This window comes from Acidovorax sp. NPDC077693, from assembly GCF_044542805.1.
Lineage (GTDB): Bacteria > Pseudomonadota > Gammaproteobacteria > Burkholderiales > Burkholderiaceae_C > Acidovorax.
The window spans coordinates 289,226-305,415 of the sequence record NZ_JBITVD010000002.1 but is presented as its reverse complement, the minus strand read 5'-3'; the positions used below and the strand labels follow the sequence as shown (position 1 = coordinate 305,415).

Sequence of the window (16,190 nt, the reverse complement as noted above, 5' to 3'; positions counted from 1 at the left end):
ACACAAACCCATGAAGAACTTCACACGCAAAGCCGCTGCCATCGCCACCGGCCTGGGCCTTGCCTTCGGCAGCCTTGCCGCCCATGCAGAGGGCCAGATCCGCATTGCCCAGCAGTTCGGCATCGTCTACCTGCTGCTCAACGTGGCGCAAGAGCAAAAGCTGATCGAAAAACACGCCAAGGCCGCCGGTGTGGATGCCAAGGTGGAATGGGTGCAGCTCTCGGGCGGCTCCGCCGTCAACGATGCGCTGCTGTCGGGCAACATCGAGATCGCCGGCGCCGGCGTGGGGCCGCTGCTCACCATCTGGGACCGCACCAAGGGCCGGCAAGACGTAAAGGGCGTGGCGTCGCTGGGCAACTTCCCGTACTACCTGGTCACCAACAACCCGAACGTGAAGACCATTGCGGACTTCACCGACAAGGACCGCATCGCACTGCCGGCCGTGGGCGTGTCGGTACAGTCGCGCGTGCTGCAGCTGGCATCGGCCAAGCTCTGGGGCGACAAGGAATTCAACAAGCTCGACAAGATCAGCGTGGCCGTGCCGCACCCCGACGCAGCCGCAGCCATCATCAAGGGCGGCACCGAGATTTCGGCGCACTTCGGCAACCCGCCGTTCCAGGAGCAGGAGCTGGCGGGCAACCCGCAGGCGCGCATCGTGCTCAAGTCCTATGATGTGCTGGGCGGCCCCTCGTCGGCCACCGTGCTGTACGCCACCGACAAATTCCGCACCGAGAACCCAAAGACCTACAAGGCCTTCATCGATGCGCTGAACGAGGCCTCGCAGTTCGTCACCGCCAACCCGGAGAAGGCGGCCGACATCTACCTCAAGGTCAGCAACGCCAAGACCGACCGCGACCTGCTGCTCAAGATCATCAAGAACCCCGAAGTCCAGTTCAAGATCACGCCGCAGAACACCTACGCGCTCGCCGAGTTCATGCACCGTGTGGGCGCCATCAAGAACAAGCCTGCCTCTGCCAAGGACTATTTCTTTGCAGACGCGCACAACGCGGCGGGGAACTGACCATGCCCGTGCTGGCGCCTGACCTTGCGCTGCGGCAGGGCTTTCTGGCTGAAGCCGCAGTGGATGCACCGCACGCCGCGCCGGCGCCTGCCGCCGCAGTGCAGGCGGCGCCTGGCGCGCTGCTGCAGGTCGATGGCGTCAGCCTGGAATACCGCACCACCGAACGCGTGGTGCGCGCCACGCACCAAGTCAGCTTCGACGTGCATGCGGCCGACCGTTTCGTGCTGCTCGGCCCCTCGGGCTGCGGCAAGTCCACGCTGCTCAAGGCGGTGGGAGGCTTCATCGCACCCATCGAAGGCGAGATCCGGCTGGGTGGGCAGCGGGTGAGCGCGCCCGGGCCGGACCGCATCGTGGTGTTCCAGGAGTTCGACCAGCTGCCGCCCTGGAAGACCGTGAAGCAGAACGTGATGTTCCCGCTGCTCGCGTCGCGCACGGTGGGCAAGAAAGAAGCCGCCGAGCGGGCCCTGCACTACCTGGCCAAGGTAGGGCTAGAAAAGTTTGCCGATGTGCACCCGCACCAGCTGTCGGGCGGCATGAAGCAGCGCGTGGCCATTGCCCGGGCGCTGGCCATGCAGCCACGCATCTTGCTGATGGACGAACCCTTCGCCGCGCTGGATGCGCTCACGCGCCGCAAGATGCAGGAAGAGCTGCTCGCGCTGTGGGACGAGGTGCGTTTCACGCTGCTGTTCGTCACGCACTCCATCGAAGAAGCCCTGGTGGTCGGCAACCGCATCGCGCTGCTGTCGCCGCATCCGGGCCGCATGCGCGCCGAGATCAACAGCCACAACTACCACCTGGGCAGCCTGGGCGGCGCCGACTTCCAGGCCACGGCGCAGCGCATTCACCACCTGCTGTTCGAAGAAGAAAAAGACAACGAAGGGCATGCGAAGCCATGAGCCCACTTTTGCACCCGCCCGTGCGGCCCGAATACGAGCGCACCCTGGAGCCGTTTCGCGACGTGCCGGTGGAGCGCGCCCTTCCACTGTCAGACCGCATCTGGGGCCAGGAGTGGCTGCGCAAGGCGGTGATCCTGGCGGTGCTCGCTGCCGTGTGGGAGGTGGCCGCGCGCTGGCAGAACAACGATCTGCTGCTGCCCACGTTCAGCGCCACGATGAAGGCGCTCGTCGAAGGCCTCTGGAGTGGCGAGCTGATCGAGAAGGTGCGCCTGTCGCTGTTCGTGCTGGTGCAGGGCTATGTGGCGGGCGTGGTGCTGGCGTTCGCGCTCACCACCCTGGCGGTGTCCACCCGGCTGGGCCGTGACCTGCTGGGCACGCTCACGTCCATGTTCAACCCCTTGCCCGCCATTGCGCTGCTGCCGCTGGCGCTGCTGTGGTTTGGCCTGGGGCGGGGCAGCCTGGTGTTCGTGCTCATCCATTCGGTGCTGTGGCCGCTGGCGCTCAATACCTATGCGGGCTTTCAGGGTGTGCCAGAGACCCTGCGCATGGCCGGCCGCAACTATGGCCTGCGGGGCATTCCGTATGTGCTGCAGATCCTCATACCCGCAGCGCTGCCGGCCATCCTGTCCGGCCTGAAGATCGGCTGGGCCTTTGCCTGGCGCACGCTGATCGCGGCCGAGCTGGTGTTCGGCGCATCGTCGGGCAAGGGCGGCCTGGGCTGGTACATCTTCCAGAACCGCAACGAGCTCTACACCGACCGCGTGTTCGCGGGGCTGGTCATGGTGGTGCTCATCGGGCTGCTGGTGGAGAGCCTGGGCTTTGCCACGCTGGAGCGGCTGACCGTGCGCAAGTGGGGACAGCAGCGCTGAGCGCGTCCGTAGCGTACCGGTGCCCCACGCGGGGCGTGTAGCCCCCTCATTCATTCTCGACAGGCGCAAAGCCTTCTTCCATGCCGACACCTTCTCCCACCATGCACCTGGGCGCCTTCTTCTTCGGCGTGGGGCACCACCTGGCCGCCTGGCGCCACCCGGACGTGAACCCCGGTGCGGCCAGCTCCATCGCGCAGCTGCGTGCATGGGCGCAGATTGCCGAAGCCGCCAAGTTCGACGCCATCTTCTTTGCCGACAATGTGGGCCTGCCGGGCCCGCCCGATGCGGTGGTCGCCAAGAACGCGTTGTGGTACCCGATGGAGCCGCTGCTGGCGCTGTCGGCCCTGTCGCAGGCCACGGAGCGCATCGGCCTGGTCGCCACCGTGTCCACCACCTACCTGCCGCCCTACCACCTGGCGCGCAAGTACGCCACGCTCGACCAGATCAGCGGCGGGCGCGCGGGCTGGAACCTGGTCACCTCGGGCAGCGACTTCGAGGCGCGCAGCTTTGGCCTGGACAAGCAGCTCGACCATGCGCACCGGTACGCCCGAGCGCACGAATACGTGCAGATCGTCAAAGGCCTGTGGGACACGTGGGAGGACGATGCCTTCATTCACGACAAGGCGGCCAACCAATTCTTCGACCCCGAGCGCCTGCACCGCGTGGCGTTCGATGGCGAGCACTTCAAGGTGCATGGTGGCCTGCAGACGCCGCGCTCGCCGCAGGGCTACCCGGTGTTGGTGCAGGCCGGTTCGTCCAGCGACGGGCAGGACCTGGCGGCGTCGGCGGCCGAGGTGGTCTTCACCGCGCAGCAGACGCCCGAGGCTGCGCGCGCGTTCTACCAGTCGCTCAAGGGGCGTCTGGCGGCGTACGGCCGCACGCCGGACCAGCTCAAGATCCTGCCCGGCATCTCGCCCTTCGTGGGGCGCACGCAGCAGGAGGCCCAGGACAAGTTCGACCAGCTGCAAGGCCTCATCGACCCGGTGCTGGGCGTCGGGCTGCTGTCCACCTTTCTGGGCAACGCGGACCTGTCCGCCTACCCGGTCGATGGGCCCTTTCCGCAAGACCTGCCGGTCACCCAGGGCTGGCAGAGCCGCCAGGAACTGTTCGCCAAGATGGCGCGCGACGAGGGGCTGAGCATTCGCCAGCTGTACGAAAAAGTGGCCGGCGCGCGGGGCCACTGGACGCTGGTGGGCACGCCCGAGACCATCGCCGACCAGCTGGAGCACTGGTTCACCACCGGCGCGGCCGACGGCTTCAACGTGCTGGCGCCCACGCTGCCGCATGGCCTCAAGGACTTTGCCGAGCTGGTGGTGCCCGAGCTGCAGCGCCGCGGCCTGTTCCGCAAGGACTATGCAGGCACGACCTTGCGCGAGCACCTGGGCCTGGCGCGGCCCGCGCACCCGGTGCGGCGGGGCACGGCATGAGTGCCCACGGCCACGATATCCCCCACTACGACGCCATCGTCGTGGGCCTGGGGGCCGTGGGCGCTGCCACGCTGTACCAGCTGGCGCGGCGCGGGGGGCGCGTGCTGGGCCTGGACCAGTTCTCACCGCCGCACACCCAGGGGTCGTCGCATGGGCAGACCCGCATTACCCGCCTGGCCGTGGGCGAGGGCGAGCAGTACGTGCCCCTGGTGCGGCGCTCGCACGAGATCTGGGCCGAGCTGGAGGCCGCCACGGGCCAGTCCATCTACACCCGCACCCATGGCCTGGTGCTGGGCCCGCGCGACGGCGCGGCCCCCCGCGCGGGCAAGCCCGATGACTTCGTGCGCCAGACCATCGAGATTGCACAGCGCCACGGCATCGCGCACGATGTGCTGGACACGGCCGACCTGCGGCGCCGCTACCCGCAGTTCAAGCTGCGCGGCGACGAGTTCGCCTACTGGGAGCGCGATGCAGGTTTCGTCCGCCCCGAGGTGGCCATCGGCGCCCAGCTGCAGGTGGCGCAGGCGCACGGCGCCGAGGTGCACACCCACGAGACGTTGCTATCCCTTACGCCGCTGGGTGATGCAACGGTGGTCACCACCACGCGCGGCACCTACCGCGCGGACCAGGTGGTGCTGGCCGCGGGCGCATGGCTGCCTCAGCTGGTGCAGGCGGGCGGGGCGCTGCACAGCGCGCCGCTGGCCGGGCAGTTGAGCGTCTACCGCCAGGTGATGTTCTGGTTCGACGTCGGTGCCGATACCGATGCGTTCTCGCCCGCGCGGTTTCCGGTGTTCATCTGGGCGCAGGGGGATGAGGACGGCCCTGCGTTCTACGGCTTTCCGGCCGTGGGGCCCGGTGCTCCCGCCTTGAAGATTGCCACCGCCCAGTACCAAGCCACCACCACGCCCCAGGCGGTGGACCGCACGGTCGCCCCTGGCGAGGTAGAGGAGATGCTGCGGCGCTACGTGCAGCCGCGGCTCCATGCGCCCGAGGCGAAGTTCTCGCAGGCCCATGTGTGCCTCTACACCGTCTCCCCCGACCACGGCTTCGTCATCGACCGCCTGCCGGGATGGCCGGGCGTGCATGTGGCGTCGCCGTGCTCAGGGCACGGCTTCAAGCACTCGGCCGCCATTGGCGAGGTGCTGGCACTGCGGGTGCTGGGGCTGCCGGAATGGGCGGACCTCTCGACCTTGTCGGCAGGGCGGTTTGCGCCGGCGGGAGCCTGAGTGTTACTCACCCAGCGCGGAGCGTTGCCGAGGACTACGGTTGCCTGCAGACCGTCAAAGGATCTTCTGCACGAATCCCTGCGTAATGTGCCTACGGAGGCTGGAGGCCGAGACAATAAGGTGTTGAAGCAAAGCAGCCTGGGCCTGAGCAACACAGGTAAGCGCACGCGCATGCGCATGCGCATGCGTGAATATGGTCCCACGTTCTCGCACCCCACCCTCAATCGATGCTACGGCGCAGCACGATCCGTCCCGTTTCAACCGAAATCGCGACTCTCTCAGTGAAGAACTGGAAAACAACCAACACCCCGGAAGCTCCAGGTCCTTGATCTGATGCGCCATCGGTGTTGTAAAGAATTCGATAGTTCATCCAGCCACAACGTCCATTCCACCGTGAAGTACAAAACGAATCGTAGACATTTTGTAGGGCCGCAGTGTCAACATCGGTGCCCGACTTGCGGCTTTGTCGGATCTGCTCACGCAGCCCTTGCGCTTGGCTGAACACCAGATGGCTGACGATGAGGCCGCAGGCCACGCTGGCAAAGTACGTCCCGATCAGACTGACCGATACTTGATGGCTTCGCAATATGGCAAAGACGCTGTGGCGCTTCAAAAGTCCTGACACGACCGCTGCCGCGGTCCAAAGCAGTGCAAGAAAAGAAACTGCCAGCCCAGCCAAAGGTGCCTGCAAAATCAAGTCAACCCATACTGCGGCAGCCAACAAACACCCTGCAGGTAGCCAGAAAGCGCGCAAGTGAGAAGCGCTCTTGGGTTTGCTGTGCGCTGCCTCGGCGACGTCCCTTGTCATTTGCGTGAGAACTTGTGCGTCATGGCTGCCTCGCAAGCGGCCTGTGGAGTCATACCAAGTTGGTGGTAAGAGTTACCAAGTTGGCCCCATCTTTCGGTGAAATCGGGATTGCTGGAACCTGCTTTGCCGAGCAACGCTTCGGCTCCCGGAACATTCATGCGCGCTTGCTGCAGCAGCTTCTTGCCCGCGATAGCCATCGTCTGCGAGCCCGGGAAAACATTCCAGAATCCCTCTGCCGCCATGGCGAAGCGTTCAGCGGCGGCCAAGTTGTTGTCATAGCGGTCAAGGCCCTCTTCGCGTCGCGCAGCCAGCCAGAGACCTGGGGTCTGGTACTCGCCGGCATTGGACAGAGCAGCGCGAAGCCAAGTCCTCACGTGTTCATCCGTATCAGCGATGCGCTTGAGACTCTGCTCGTTGCCCCAATGGGGCTTGTCGCCAACTGCAGACGAACTGGTTGACGCTGATACCCCTGGGGCAGATTTCTGCTGGGACTTGTTGCCGTGGCTCGAATCTGAAGGCATGCTGCGCGCCGGTGCGGGGTAGCGCTGCGAAGAGCGTCGCGATTCCGCGTCAGTCGAGTGCGTTCCTAAAGGAGTTGGAGTGTGCCCCTTGCCAATGAAGCTGTGCGATGGTTCGTGCAGGCGGATTTTGGAGAACTCGCCATTGCTGTCGTGCTCATTGGTGCCCAACGGGCCTGGGCGTACAAATTCGGTCATGGATTTTTACTCAACGGCAAGACGCCACATCAGTGTTTGACAGTTCGTGACCTAGGCGCACGGGGCAGCCTATCAGCCGCTGTGGTGCCTGTTTGTGCAACGCGCTTGGCTGGTGGCTCGCGCAGCCACTCTTGGCACTGCGCATCCGCAAGTGTGCGTGCTCCGTCCTCGCCGTAGCGCGTCACGCTGAATGTAGCGGTACGCTGATGCCCATCGCCTGGGAAGCGATAGGTCACTTGCCAGTAAGCCAAACTTCGTCCATCGGATCGTGATCGCTGGAGTTTGCGATGCATACTGCAAATCGGTTTACGGCTGGCTCGGCGTCCTTTTCTCGTCGCACCTTTCAAGGGCTTGTCGGGGGGATGTTGGTCCCATACGGCACGCTGGTCTACCGCCATCTGTCTGGAGACATCTTCCCCAAATCTTGTGACTGAGTAGGTGCGCCTTGTGATCCCCTTGTCCGGCCATCGGTATTCAGCGCCCCACATCGGGCTTTCCAGCAAAGTGCCATCGGGGCGCCGCCTTCGATAGATGAAACGGAAGACCCCCTGGACGTCGTTGCTCGGCCGCGATACTGCCGTGACCGAGCCAGATGTCAAAGGCACCACCACGTCGGTCACGAGACACTGCGGCGCAAGCGCCAACACCGGGTCGCATGGCGCGCGAAAAGTTTTTTGGTCCACTACGAGCGCGAGCATCTGTTTGCGCGCTTGCACCGCCAATTCAAAAGCCTGTTCAAAGCCATACTTCTTGACGCAAAACGACGCGGAGGTAGAACCCCCCTCGCTCAACCGAATGCTGGCGATCCACCGCTCCGACGCGCTGGTTTTGCTCAAGCGAACGCCAGGAATGCCGGAGTGGCAGTTGGCCCGCAAAATGACGTGGTTCTCCCGCTTGCTCACCATTGCGTGCTCACTGACCACCTTGTTACGGTATGCCAGTGCTGCGTGGATGGCCGCCTCGTCGCTTCCATAGCGCTTGACGGAAAAAGTCCTTGCAAACGAGCGCCCTCTACGGCTGAGGCATACCCGCCACGACACCCCACCTGCGCGTGATACCTGACGGTAAATCCCATAAAAGCGCGGCGAGCCTGTTGACGGCATCTTTCGCAGCAGATTCTGCCGATCAATAGGCTTCTGAGACAGCTTTGAATTTTTCACAGCAGCGCATCGGAAAAAAGACGTACCGCATAAGGAGCCGGCTCCTCACGCGACTTGGAATTGTCGTGGCGCAGGAGCATACAAAAAGAATGAGGCCTGCAATATGTCTTCCACGATGTGGCGCGGTACTGTTGCGATCAGTTGCAAAAAATTGGCTCAATGCATGCAATCTCGCAACAAGTTACTTCATCTCCCGCTGCTAGCATCGCCCGGCCCCTTGGTATCGACGCGCGCGTTGTACCTATACCCACACCATCGACCTTTCGCTTTCCATGAGCCAACGCCGCACCAAGATCAACACCCCGCTGGGCGATACGCTGCAACTGCGCCAACTCCATGGCACGGAAGAACTCAGCAGGCTCTTTACCTTCAATGTGCAGGTGATCAGCGAGTCCAAAACCGTGGACCCCAAGGCGCTACTCGGTAAGTCGGCAACGGTCGAGGTGGAGACAGACGGCGGCGGTAAGCGGTATCTCAATGGCGTGATCAGCCGGTTTGGCATGCGGGGGCAGGACGCCTCCAAGTACAGCTACTTTCTGGAGATGCGTCCCTGGCTGTGGCTGGCCACGCGCAAGACGGATTTCAAAATCTTTCAGAACATGACCGTGCCGGACATCATTCGTGATGTGCTGGGCAAATACGGCGAGCCCATGGAGTTCCGGCTGACCAAGGCCTATCCATCCGTCGAGTACCTGGTTCAATACTCAGAGAGCGACTGCAACCTGGTGTGCCGCTTGGCAGAAGACCTGGGTATCTACTTTCACTTCAAACATTCCAGCGGCAGCCACACATTGGTGTTCTGCGATGACACCATCAGCTCGCACGAACCCATGGCCGGGGGCGGACTGCCGTTCTATCCGCCTGAGAAGGCCGCGGTCGCCCGAGAAGAGAACCTGGATGACTGGGACTTCACGCAGGGGTTGCGCTCGGGCAAGGTGGCGACAGACGATTTCGACTTCAAGAAGCCCCGCGCCGATCTGACCAATACGCGCAAAATGCCGCCGGGCCATGCCAACGACGGATTCGAGACCTATGAGTTTCCGGGGCAGTTTACGGAGTACGACCAAGGGGAGCACTACGCCAAGGTCCGCGTCGAAGAGCACATCGCCGCGCACGAGCGTGTAGCAGGCCAGGGCAACGCCAGAAACCTGGTGGGCGCCACAGGCTGCTTCATGACGCTGCGCAACTACCCGCGCGAAGACCAGAACGTGCAGCACTTGCTGATATCGGTCACTTACCACTTCACAGAGAACGTACAGGTGAGCGACGCAAGTGTGGGCTCCACACAGCGGTTTGCCCTCGAGGCATTGCCCACCACGCGGGCGTTCAGGCCCGCGCGTATTACGCCGAAGCCGCGCACACAGGGCTTGCAGACTGCCTGGGTGGTCGGCCCGCCTGGGGAAGAGATCTATTGCGACAAGTACGGCCGCGTCAAAGTGCAGTTCCACTGGGACCGCATCGGTGCCATGGACGAAAACTCCAGCTGCTGGATGCGGTTTTCCAGCAGTTGGGCAGGTTCGAACTTTGGTGCTATCGCCATACCGCGCATCCGCATGGAAGTGTTGGTGGACCACATCGACGCCAACCCGGACCGGCCCATCATCGTGGGCGTGGTCTACAACGCCGACAACATGCCCCCGTGGTCGCTGCCGGCCAACCAGACCCAATCGGGCATAAAGACCCGCTCAAGCAAAGGCGGTGCTGCGGGCGCCGGGATGAAGAACGGTCCAGGCGATGCCAACGCCCTGCGCTTTGAAGACAAGGCCGGGCAAGAGCAACTGTGGCTGCACGCGCAAAAAGACCAGCTGACCGAAGTCGAGAACGATGAAGAAAAATGGGTGGGCAACGACCGGCGCAAGACCATCGACCGAGACGAGACCAACACCATCCACCGGGACCGCACCGAGACGGTGGACCGCAACGAGGGCATTACGGTGCACGGCTGGCGCACGGAAGAGGTCGATGGCGACGAGACCATCACCATCCACAGCAACCGCAAGGAGCGGGTGGACCACAACGAGACCGTGGACATCGGCGACAACCAGACCTTCAAGATCGGCATCAACCGCACCAAAACGGTGGGCAAGAACGAGAAGGACAAGATCGGCAGCAACTGGTCCATCAAGGTGGGTAAGTTCAAGACCGAAACCGTCGGCATCGCCTACATGCAGAACGTCGGTGTGGGGCGCATGGAAAACGTGGGCGTTGTCTACAACCTGAACGTTGGCGCGGTGATGGCCACCCTGGTAGGCAAGGACCAGAGCACCAAGGTGGGCAGCGACAAGACCACCACCGTAGGCACCAAGTACGCACTCACGGTTGGCGGGGGCGGTGGGGGCTCGGGCGGAACTGCAGCCGGCGGCGCAGCAGGAGCCGGGGGCCCCAAGAACATCGTAGCGCCTTCGGGTGGTGCGGCTGGGAGTGGAGAAGGCGGTGGTGGTGGTGGCTCCAACATTTTCATGGATGCAGACTCCATCACCTTGAGCGTTGGAGCCAGCACCTTCGTCATGAAAAAGGATGGAACTGTCACGCTCAACGGGCACGACTTGACCGTGACCATGACAGGTGAGCAAGTGATCACCGCCGATGGAAATATCACCATGAAGGGAGCGAAGATCCTTGAAAACTAGTAGCCCCAAGCCCGCCGGCAACGCTTCGATAGCGCCGCTTTCCGACGACCTCGGGAGTTCTACGAAATCGGGCTCTCCGGATGCCGCGTTTCAGGCACTTTTGCACCAACAGACAGCCTCGCCTGACCGCTCAAAGGCGGCAGCTACTTCTTTGAGGGCTGAGGGCATTGCCATTGGTTACTTGAGCGGCGTTGACCCACAGACGCGCGAGATTCTCGTAGACATCCCCAGCTTGCAACTACAGGCAGTGGCCGCTGTCAGCATGGTGCAACTTGAAGCGCACCATGTGGGGCACGCTGTGGCCTTGGGTTTTGAAGGAGCCGATGCATACCGGCCAATCGTGTTGGGTTTGATGATGCACGGCACTCCGGCACAGCAGTATCAAACACAGGCCGGACAGTTCGATGCAGCTGGGGTGCAGATAACGCACAACGGTCATAGAGTGGTGGTACAAGCCCAAAGCGAATTGGAGTTGCGCTGCGGCGAAGCGGTCATTCTCCTCTGTGAAGACGGGAGCATTCAGATACGCGGCACCTATGTGACCACACATGCTAGCGCCAGCAACCGCATACGCGGTGGTTCAGTGCAGATCAACTGACCAGGGGTTGGCAGACATGGATATCGTTCAGGGAAATCAGTTGCTACGCACTGAAGTCTTTCCCGCTTTGGATGTGCGGGGCCAAGAGCATTTGGTGGTGGTCACCAAGGGAACATGGACCTTGCCAGAACCGGGTCAAAGGCCAAGGCCCATTCCAGCAGGCCCTTTGGCGCATGCAGACGAACATTACGGTGAACCGGGTGCATCGGCAGTGCGCCACGCTGCTGACTTGGTGCGCTACAAGCCGCAATGCGACATTCTTTTTGATGCTTGCGCCCACAGTCCCGACGGACAGCCAATGATTGCGCTGGCCGTGCAGGCACAGGTGGGCGCGTGGCAAAAGCAGGTCAAAGTGTGGGGCCACCGCACTTGGAAGCGGTCACTCCTGAGCTACGAGCCATCCCCGCCCGAGCCGTTTGTAAGCATGCCTCTTCATCTGGGTTTGGGGTTCGGTGCCACCCGCACGTATGTCAAAAGTGGAGACACTTTGACAGAAGCTTTCGATGCCAATCCCGTGGGACTTGGTTGGGCTGGATCCCACACCATTGGCGAGATGGCAAACCAACCTATGCCATGTTTGGAGGCATTCGAAGATCCGGTAAGGCAACCTGACGGAGCACATTTTCCTATTGGACTGAACGCCATCAGCGCCAACGTCCCAGAGCGCAGCCAGTACGCTGGTACGTACGACGCGACATGGCGTCGTGATGTATTTCCGTTTTTGCCTGAAGACTTTGACGATCGATTTCATCAGAGCGCACCGGCCGATCAACGTGTGGCCTATTTGCAAGGCGGGGAGCAAGTACAGCTCGTGCACATGAATCCCAAACAGCCCCACATTCGCTTCAAGCTTCCGCCACTTAACCAGCTACAAGTGCGTATCTTGCGCAAAGACTACAGCGTTGAGATGCCAACTGTTCACGTCGACACCCTTTTCTTCGAGACGGAAGCGGCACGTTTTAGCGTGGTGTGGAGAGCCAGCGTGCCGATCCGTCGTCGTATCCAGGAATTCAACACCATCGCGGTGGGCCCGCTGGATGAACAGTGGTGGAGAGCGCGATCTCTGGGTCTGGATGAAAGCGACTGCACGAATTGCGGGCAACCAGCAAGGCAGGTGACTTGAAATGAAAAGCTCATGGATGGCGACCCTGCAAAACGGCGCCACCGATAAGACTTTGCGCGTTGCGTCGGTGGGTCTCTGCTGTTCAGTCGGTTACACCGCAAAGGCCGCCTCATGCGCCATGCGTGCAGGCATGGACCATTTTCAGGAGGGCGAATTTGTTACCTCCAACGGCGAGGCAATACGCGTAGCGAGGCTGCCCGACAACGAAACTTGGGGGACAGCACGTCTTGTGCGCTGGATGGCTCACGCTATCGATGACTGTCTGAGCCAAGGCGTGGTGCTGCAAGACACACGACTTTTGACCATTGTTTTGACTGCAGAAAATGATCGTTGTGCGATAGATCTGAGCCATCTCCAACAGCTAACTCTATCGAGCATTCCATCTGCGCAGCTGCATTCGAATTCTGAAATCGTGCGAACGGGCCGTGCAGGTTTGGCACCGGTTTTGGACAAAGCACACGAACTGTTGAGCGAAGGAGTTTGCAAGCAGGTTCTCGTGCTTGGCATTGACAGCTTCTTGAATGCTGAAACCGTCAACCACTATCTGCGGGCAGATCGATTGTTGGTGCCCGGCAATCGCGACGGGTTCATTCCGGGAGAAGCGGCGGCCGCCGTGCTACTCGAATTGGCTCCTCCCGACGTGCCAGGACTGCACATCGTGGGCTGGGGCCGTGGCGAAGAGCCTGGCCGTCCCGACGGGAGCGTGCCCAGCCGTGCTCAAGGCCTGAGCCGCGCATTGCGAACAGCCTTCGACCAAGCCGACATCGACTGCAACGACTTGGCATTTCGCATGAGCGATCAGAACGGGGAAGGTTTTTTTGCTGGCGAAGCTGCCAACGCATTTACGCGCGTGGCAGTGGACGGCGGCACTACCCCCATGGTGTACACCACTGCTGACTGTGCAGGCGAAGTCGGTGCAGCTACAGGCGCACTCATGCTCGCTTGGCTGCAGCACCTGCTGCCAAGGCCCGATGGGCCAGGCGATTGCGGAGTCATCCATCTAGCGAACGACGATGGGCTTCGAAGTGCCGTTGTGGTTCGTCACCAGCAAGCGCCGCGCGACAGGTCCATACCTGCACTTTGAAAGAGTTCAATGGAAACCCACGTTTACGCCAACGATGATGAGTTTTGCTCCCAAGCTGCTGATGGAGTTGCTGCCGCATGTTTTCCGGACGTATGCCACAGCCCACCAAAGCCACCCAAGATCGGCATTCCCGTCCCCTATCCCAACACCGCATATGCCCGCGATCTGGCAAACGGTAGCACCACCGTTTTCGTGTGCGGCACGCCCATCTGCAAAAAGGACGTGTCTTATCTGGCAACGAGTACCGGGAATGAGCCGGCCACCTATGCATTCAAGATGGGTGTCGTCAGCAACACCATCAAAGGACGCTGCTATTTCGTGGACTGGTCTCCTGACGTGAAAGTAGAAGGCCTGAACGTATGCAGACACACCGACCCCACTACACACAACCATAAAACCTGAGGGGGTACGGGAGGACCATGGCCGTCAAAAAGAAAACGGGCTCAAAAGACAGCTCGAAAGATCAAGGCAAAAAGCCCGCCGCCAGCCAAAAGGGCGCGCCCAATACCGGCAGGCACATCTACATGGACACGGCTGCCAGCAAGGCCGCGTGCGCGAAAGACAAGGGTGCTATCGACAAAAATTGCAAACCAGAATCGGAGTCCGCGAAGAGCGAAAGACAAAAGAAGGAAGCGCCACCGCTCTTGAACAAACTGAAGCTGCCGTCGCATACCGGCAAGGCCTCCAATCCGAACGCACAGTGGGTGAACGATCATTGTGAATTCTTAATGATCAAGCCTAGCAGTCCAGAAGACATGTTCAAGGAACTGGAAAAGATTCCGGAGCAGATGGCCGAGGAACTTGGGGTCAAGGCATTGCAGTCGGTAGAAGCCAAGGCCAAAGAGAAGTTGGAACAGGCTATCAAAAACAAGGCTGCAAAGACAGCAGGCAAGCAAGTTGTCGGGCGGGTAGCGCCATTTCTGGGAGGACCGTGGGTTGGTATCGCAGCCAATGTTCTCATGACGGCCGACGGCGCCATGGATATGGCGCAAGCTGCCAAAGAGTTTCCAGACATCGCTAGCGAAATCAGCGAGGCTTCTCAAAAGCTCAAAGATGCCCAGGCAAAGATTGCGGACATGAAGGGGCACCTCGACAAGTACAAGAATCCAGACGGCACCTACAAAAAGCAGGAAATGGTGTCCGACATGATGAAGGGTGCTGCCGTACTCAACCCGTGCATTCGAGCTCGTCGATGCGCTTTGGTGCCATACAAAGAAACTGAGAAGGAAAAGGCTGGCAAGGACGGCGCTGGTTGCTGCCCTGGCCAATCCGGACACCATGTGCTGCCCAGTTCGATGTTCAAGGATTGCGCTGACTACAAGCCCAATGAGGCTCCCACAGTATGCGTGGAGGGCACTAACAACACCCATGGCTCGCACGGAACTGTGCACAGAGCGATGGGCAAGGAACTTGGCGATTTGAAATATCCCAATGGACAAACTATTCCAAAAGGGGCGCAAATCACCAAGAAAGATGCTATCGAATCGGGGGCTAAGTCCGTAAAAGCCGCCTTTCCTGAGTCAGGCTGCGATACCAAATGTCTGGAGGCGCAACTGCGTTCGTTCTACGACAAGCTCAATTGCACGCCTAAGAATGAGTCTGGGGAAACGAGTGGAGGCAAGGAAAAGCCAAACGCGCCGTCCAAACCAAGGAGAAAGTGATGACCAAGCCAATCAAGATCACTGCTAGTGAATATCAATCTGCTATTAATGGATTTTCCGTCTACGACTGTGCTATCCGCTCTAACAGAGTCTTCTCCTTCCTACTTTTGCAAACAATCGATGATGCTGCGAATGGTGATCGCAGATTACTCAATTATTTCCCAGACGATGCGGATGGTGAACGCTTAGATTGGATGGATTATGAGGGTTTTGCTGCTCCAAAAATTGCAGCCACATCTCAGCCTAAAGATCAAGTGGTTTTGATTGGTAGGGATTGCGTCGTTGCGGTTTTAGGTGGCGGAGACGGTGGCATGGAATCCCCCATTCCAAATGGAAACGCCAAGACTATTCTAGATTCATCTTGCCACGGAGTGGCGACAATTGAAGGCCAGGTTTATGCGGTGGGTGGCTGGCGAGGCGTTTGCCGACGTTTGGGCCCTAACAGCTGGGAGAGCCTTGCAGGGGACCGGAGCACATTGCCAACCCCTAAAAGGTTGAGCTACGGCGGAACAGATGGAGGCTTCAACGCGATTGCCGGTTTCAACTCCAAGAACATCTATTGCGTCGGTGGTGAAGGTGACGCTTGGCGCTACGACGGCCAGCGCTGGTATCAGTGCGCCGTGCCGACCAACATGCGCTTTGAAAGCGTTTGCTGCGCGGGTGACGGATATGTGTACATCGGTATGCAAAGCGGCTCTGTATTGAGAGGCCGCGAGGACAAATGGACCATCATTCATAAGGACGAGATGACCTTGCCGTTCAAAGACATGGTGTGGTTTGGTGGCAAGGTGTGGTGCACGTCTGACTACGGCCTTTGGGTCATCGAAGACGGCAAACTTCGAGAAGCGCCCGTATCCCCAGAAGTCAAATCGTGTTCGGGCAATCTGGCTGTGGGGGACGGCGTCCTGCTGCTGGCAGGGATGTACGGAGCCACGGTGAATGATGGCAAGCAGTGGAACCGACTTTGGTGA

General features: G+C 60.8%; 15 protein-coding genes. 12 read left to right on the top strand and 3 right to left on the bottom strand.

Annotation, left to right across the window (positions count from 1 at the left end):
* The first annotated feature begins 10 nt into the window (after window positions 1-10).
* From ACIGHN_RS03535 to solA, 5 genes are all read left to right on the top strand, one after another.
* A complete protein-coding gene (locus ACIGHN_RS03535) occupies window positions 11-1,021 on the top strand; it encodes an ABC transporter substrate-binding protein (protein ID WP_396503283.1) in 1,011 nt (336 codons plus the stop codon).
* Between the two features lie 2 nt (window positions 1,022-1,023).
* Window positions 1,024-1,917 carry an ABC transporter ATP-binding protein gene (locus ACIGHN_RS03530; protein WP_396503282.1) on the top strand — a complete coding sequence of 298 codons (894 nt, stop codon included), beginning with the start codon at window positions 1,024-1,026 and terminating at the stop codon, window positions 1,915-1,917.
* A complete protein-coding gene (locus tag ACIGHN_RS03525; RefSeq protein WP_396503281.1) occupies window positions 1,914-2,786 on the top strand; it encodes an ABC transporter permease in 873 nt (290 codons plus the stop codon). The genes ACIGHN_RS03530 and ACIGHN_RS03525 overlap by 4 nt, the downstream gene beginning before the upstream one ends.
* Before the next feature lie 80 nt (window positions 2,787-2,866).
* Entirely contained in the window at window positions 2,867-4,213 is a 1,347-nt protein-coding gene (locus tag ACIGHN_RS03520) for an LLM class flavin-dependent oxidoreductase (RefSeq protein WP_396503280.1), read from the top strand.
* Window positions 4,210-5,439, top strand: coding sequence for an N-methyl-L-tryptophan oxidase (gene solA, locus ACIGHN_RS03515; RefSeq protein WP_396503279.1), 1,230 nt, complete (start codon window positions 4,210-4,212; stop codon window positions 5,437-5,439). The genes ACIGHN_RS03520 and solA overlap by 4 nt, the downstream gene beginning before the upstream one ends.
* Before the next feature lie 220 nt (window positions 5,440-5,659).
* Here the strand turns inward: solA and ACIGHN_RS03510 are convergent, their stop codons facing one another.
* From ACIGHN_RS03510 to ACIGHN_RS03500, 3 genes are read right to left on the bottom strand one after another with little or no spacing between them, the layout of a single operon-like run.
* Window positions 5,660-6,247 carry a hypothetical protein gene (locus ACIGHN_RS03510; RefSeq protein ID WP_396503278.1) on the bottom strand — a complete coding sequence of 196 codons (588 nt, stop codon included), beginning with the start codon at window positions 6,245-6,247 and terminating at the stop codon, window positions 5,660-5,662.
* Window positions 6,244-6,963, bottom strand: coding sequence for a hypothetical protein (locus tag ACIGHN_RS03505; RefSeq protein WP_396503277.1), 720 nt, complete (start codon window positions 6,961-6,963; stop codon window positions 6,244-6,246). The genes ACIGHN_RS03510 and ACIGHN_RS03505 overlap by 4 nt, the downstream gene beginning before the upstream one ends.
* 29 nt (window positions 6,964-6,992) lie before the next feature.
* On the bottom strand, window positions 6,993-8,123 hold the full coding sequence (locus ACIGHN_RS03500; protein WP_082516727.1) for an AP2/ERF family transcription factor: 1,131 nt from the start codon (window positions 8,121-8,123) through the stop codon (window positions 6,993-6,995).
* Between the two features lie 272 nt (window positions 8,124-8,395).
* Here ACIGHN_RS03500 and ACIGHN_RS03495 point away from each other — a divergent pair, with 272 nt between their 5' ends.
* From ACIGHN_RS03495 to ACIGHN_RS03465, 7 genes are read left to right on the top strand one after another with little or no spacing between them, the layout of a single operon-like run.
* Entirely contained in the window at window positions 8,396-10,753 is a 2,358-nt protein-coding gene (locus ACIGHN_RS03495; protein WP_396503276.1) for a type VI secretion system Vgr family protein, read from the top strand.
* Entirely contained in the window at window positions 10,743-11,351 is a 609-nt protein-coding gene (locus ACIGHN_RS03490; RefSeq protein ID WP_396503275.1) for a DUF6484 domain-containing protein, read from the top strand. The genes ACIGHN_RS03495 and ACIGHN_RS03490 overlap by 11 nt, the downstream gene beginning before the upstream one ends.
* Before the next feature lie 16 nt (window positions 11,352-11,367).
* Complete coding sequence (locus ACIGHN_RS03485) at window positions 11,368-12,474, top strand: DUF2169 domain-containing protein (RefSeq protein ID WP_162241050.1); 1,107 nt, start codon at window positions 11,368-11,370, stop codon at window positions 12,472-12,474.
* A gap of 1 nt (window position 12,475) precedes the next feature.
* Window positions 12,476-13,558: a hypothetical protein gene (locus tag ACIGHN_RS03480; protein ID WP_156371914.1), complete on the top strand. Its 1,083-nt coding sequence runs from the start codon at window positions 12,476-12,478 to the stop codon at window positions 13,556-13,558.
* A gap of 9 nt (window positions 13,559-13,567) precedes the next feature.
* On the top strand, window positions 13,568-13,960 hold the full coding sequence (locus ACIGHN_RS03475; RefSeq protein WP_082516725.1) for a DUF4150 domain-containing protein: 393 nt from the start codon (window positions 13,568-13,570) through the stop codon (window positions 13,958-13,960).
* A gap of 17 nt (window positions 13,961-13,977) precedes the next feature.
* The gene (locus ACIGHN_RS03470) at window positions 13,978-15,219 is read left to right on the top strand and encodes an HNH/endonuclease VII fold toxin-2 domain-containing protein (protein WP_396503274.1); all 1,242 of its coding nucleotides are present in this window, start codon (window positions 13,978-13,980) and stop codon (window positions 15,217-15,219) included.
* Window positions 15,219-16,190 carry a hypothetical protein gene (locus ACIGHN_RS03465; RefSeq protein ID WP_396503273.1) on the top strand — a complete coding sequence of 324 codons (972 nt, stop codon included), beginning with the start codon at window positions 15,219-15,221 and terminating at the stop codon, window positions 16,188-16,190. Before ACIGHN_RS03470 ends, ACIGHN_RS03465 begins: the two co-directional genes overlap by 1 nt.

Excerpts from the sequence above, each read along its gene's own strand:
- ACIGHN_RS03510 (WP_396503278.1), bottom strand. The coding sequence starts at position 6,247 with ATGACAAGGGACGTCGCCGAGGCAGCGCACAGCAAACCCAAGAGCGCT.
- ACIGHN_RS03505 (WP_396503277.1), bottom strand. The coding sequence starts at position 6,963 with ATGACCGAATTTGTACGCCCAGGCCCGTTGGGCACCAATGAGCACGAC.
- ACIGHN_RS03525 (WP_396503281.1), top strand. The coding sequence starts at position 1,914 with ATGAGCCCACTTTTGCACCCGCCCGTGCGGCCCGAATACGAGCGCACC.
- solA (WP_396503279.1), top strand. The coding sequence starts at position 4,210 with ATGAGTGCCCACGGCCACGATATCCCCCACTACGACGCCATCGTCGTG.
- ACIGHN_RS03470 (WP_396503274.1), top strand. The coding sequence starts at position 13,978 with ATGGCCGTCAAAAAGAAAACGGGCTCAAAAGACAGCTCGAAAGATCAA.
- ACIGHN_RS03480 (WP_156371914.1), top strand. The coding sequence starts at position 12,476 with ATGAAAAGCTCATGGATGGCGACCCTGCAAAACGGCGCCACCGATAAG.
- ACIGHN_RS03535 (WP_396503283.1), top strand. The coding sequence starts at position 11 with ATGAAGAACTTCACACGCAAAGCCGCTGCCATCGCCACCGGCCTGGGC.
- ACIGHN_RS03520 (WP_396503280.1), top strand. The coding sequence starts at position 2,867 with ATGCCGACACCTTCTCCCACCATGCACCTGGGCGCCTTCTTCTTCGGC.
- ACIGHN_RS03530 (WP_396503282.1), top strand. The coding sequence starts at position 1,024 with ATGCCCGTGCTGGCGCCTGACCTTGCGCTGCGGCAGGGCTTTCTGGCT.
- ACIGHN_RS03465 (WP_396503273.1), top strand. The coding sequence starts at position 15,219 with ATGACCAAGCCAATCAAGATCACTGCTAGTGAATATCAATCTGCTATT.
- ACIGHN_RS03485 (WP_162241050.1), top strand. The coding sequence starts at position 11,368 with ATGGATATCGTTCAGGGAAATCAGTTGCTACGCACTGAAGTCTTTCCC.
- ACIGHN_RS03495 (WP_396503276.1), top strand. The coding sequence starts at position 8,396 with ATGAGCCAACGCCGCACCAAGATCAACACCCCGCTGGGCGATACGCTG.
- ACIGHN_RS03475 (WP_082516725.1), top strand. The coding sequence starts at position 13,568 with ATGGAAACCCACGTTTACGCCAACGATGATGAGTTTTGCTCCCAAGCT.